This window comes from Paenibacillus sp. HB172176, assembly GCF_011947265.1.
Classification (GTDB): domain Bacteria; phylum Bacillota; class Bacilli; order Paenibacillales; family Paenibacillaceae; genus Pristimantibacillus.
The window spans coordinates 1-3,099 of the sequence record NZ_JAATHD010000058.1 but is presented as its reverse complement, the minus strand read 5'-3'; the positions used below and the strand labels follow the sequence as shown (position 1 = coordinate 3,099).

At 54.0% G+C, this 3,099-nt stretch carries 1 protein-coding gene; it reads right to left on the bottom strand.

Features of this window, described 5'->3' with window-relative positions; translation table 11 throughout:
* Window positions 1–2,826 (bottom strand): fibronectin type III domain-containing protein (locus HFP08_RS28685; protein WP_168124061.1); only part of this gene is annotated, 2,826 nt, incomplete at its 3' end.
* Between the last annotated feature and the right edge of the window lie 273 nt (window positions 2,827–3,099).

Genomic DNA, 3,099 nt, shown 5'->3' with positions numbered 1-3,099 from the left:
GCCGCTCGTCTCGGAGGCGGGGATGGGCACTCCGGGAGCGGTCGTCCACGTGCCGCCGACAGGACGGTAATGAATATAAGGCGTAGAGAAGCCTTGCTCGTAGTAGATCGTGACGCTGTTGCCGGCCGGTGTCGTTACCGCGGCGGAAGGATCGCTGAAGTCCGAGCGATTGCCGGCGGCGTCCATCGCCTTGACGGTGTAGACGTAGCTGGTGCTGCCGGCGAGACCGTTGTCGGTATAGCTGGTCGATGCGGATGTGCCGACAAGCGTGCCGTTGCGATAGATTTCATAGCCGGTGACGCCGATATTGTCGGTAGAGGCCGTCCATGACACATCGATTGCGGATGCATTTACGATTTGAGCGCTGACTGCGCTCGGCGCACTTGGAGCTTCATCGTCAGGAATAACGGGCTGATCGGTAATAAAAGGATGAGTGCCCATTACGGTTCCGTTAATATCCTCCACATATTTTCCATTAACCAGATTGTATTTGCCTGCGCCAACGTATACCTGTTGAATGTCGCTGCGTGTCACATTGCCTTTCGTATCTGTTGATTCAATATAGTAATCCAGCAATTGATCTCGATAATCGGAAAGATAGGTATAATAGAGATCGCCGATCTCCTGGGCGGGCACCTTCTCCATTATTTCTTTGCTGGATGGCTGCCAGGCTACTCCGTTGATGTCCGGAGTCAGATCCCTCACATTCATCTCATATTCTGTCCATGCGCCAACCTTGCTGGCATCTATGTTGGGCACGCCTTGAGCTTGCAAAGCAGCCGGATCGTACACTTTGTAGGTATTGTCCGTTGCGGAGGCTTGACTGTCCTCATGCGTGCGTACCTTAACCTTCATGCTCGCGATGCCGCTCACATCATGAGCGTACGAGTAGATGGCGAAGCTGTTGTCAAAATGATGCAAGGTCCAGCCCTCGGCTTTGCTCACATTCGCGCTGCCCGGATTATAAGGATAGCGTTGCGGCCACCAGACGGAAGGGCCTGTTTTATCCTTCAGCAGATTGTCCTCAACATAAGGCTTGGAGAAAAACAGCGACTGATTAAACGATAAAGTAGGCTTTACACCGTCGTCCACATTCTCGTCATAATAGCCGAAGCCGGAATCCATGGCGGGCAGCAGGAAGTACCAAGCGAGCTCTGCCGGGTTGGCTCCGCCGGCGTAATTATTGAGCGGATTGCCCTTCACCGGGTAAGACAGCATCCATGGATTAAGCTGATTGCCGGGATACGTAATCTGATTGTCGAGCGCGGTTGTCGGCTGCCAATAGTTCGGATTGTCGTCCAGCCAGATTTGCTCCGCTGTCTCGGCATAATTTTGCGCTGCCTGCAAGAGCGCGAAATTACGCTCCAGATAGTGATAGCCCTTCTCGAAGGAAACGGTCATGCCGTCTTCAATGCCGGACAGATTTTGCTTCGGCGCAAGCTGTGTTTGATTGGCCGTGTTGAAGGCGGAGAATTGAGACTTCCAAATGCCGAAGGGCAGATGCCAATGATACCAGGTCGGATCGGAAGAGGAATCGCGCGTATCGATCCACGAGCCGTCCTGGACGTGAACGACATCGCTGGACGCAGGAAGATTCGACAGCAGATATTCGTCGATGCCCTGACCCTTGACGCCGGAGTCGCTGTAGGTCACATTGCCCGCATTTCTCCAGGTTTCCTCGGAGCCGGCTCGTCCGGAGGAATTGTCGCCATCATGCGCAATAACGAAAAATTGCTTCTGCGGCGTCAGTCCCTCGAATGGCTTAAGCGCATCGGCTTTCACCTGTCCGAGGTAGCCCTCCTCCCAGGATTCGGCCTGGGCGACCGGAATGCCGACAACCTTGGAGGAGGCGCCGGTGTCGGGATCGACATATTGGACCCAATGAGGCGTGGATGCGAACGGGAATTTGTTGTGCGTGACCTGTTGCTCGTTGAACATAGGCTGGCTAATCCATGAACCGACGTTGCTTGTGTTTTGCAAGTCTGCGCGATTTGGCGGCGATACAAGCGTATCGGTGCCTGGACTGTTCAGCAGCGGATAATCCTGTAGGGTGCGCGAGAAGTGGTTGTTGCCGATGACCGACCACTGGATGCCCAGCTTCTCCAGCACGGGAATAATTCTTTCCGAGAAGCCCAGCTCCGTCGGGAAGAAGCCCTTGGAGGAGGTATAGCTGCTGCCTAGAAAGAAGGGCTGGGCCAGCGCCGCTCCCTGATAGATCAAATCCTTCAGCAAATATTCGTTGCCGACAAGCGGCCCCATCGAATGATGGCCTGCGAAATGAATCATATCGAGCGTGCGTTGGTTATTTGTCGTTCTGAAGGTATCGTAGGCATTCTTCCATGGTGATCCCCAATTGGCGTCGGAGTAGCCGGAGACTGTGCCGGTCTCGACGAGGCTGTTCACGTTATTAAGGAGCGCGCCGGACATCGTCACATGCATTTGCGCTTCCGGATGCGTGTTCTTCAGCGTGTCCGCAACGCTCCAGGGCCAGCTTAAGTACGCGCCGGTCTTCGCGTGATGCGAATAATAAGAAACAAGATCGTCATGGGGCATGGGGGAGCCGTTAGGCAAATAGTAGTCATAGTTGGCCGGAGGATTGTTCTTCAAATTGATGACTTGCCCGTCATAGGCATAGCGAATTGGGCTGCCGACCGGTGTGGAAGCGTATTGGCTGACATCGTAATAAGCCCAGAAATTAGGCATATGGTTATGATAAACATGAGAAGCGGCAATTTCTGCGGAAACCGACGTGGCTAATGCTTGCAACGTTAAGAGTAAACCTAGCGCGAATACGATACTGTGCCGCAGTCGTCGTCTTAGCTTCATGCGTGCATTCCTCCTTATGATTGAAAGCGTTAACAATAAAATAGAAACAAGGGGCTGTTGTTTCGAAACAGCCTCTTGCAAGCTTATTGCAGCAGATGGAGAGAAGTCTCCATCTGCTTGCTCGTTACTTAGCGCCAGCAGCGCGCGATTACTGATCCTTCCAGCGTTGAACGGTCAGATTCACCGTCTGGGCGCCGCCCGTCGGGGTCAGGGAGCGGTTGGCGATGTCGCTTCCGCTTGAGCTGGCCTCAACGGTGGCCCAGGTGCCGCGCG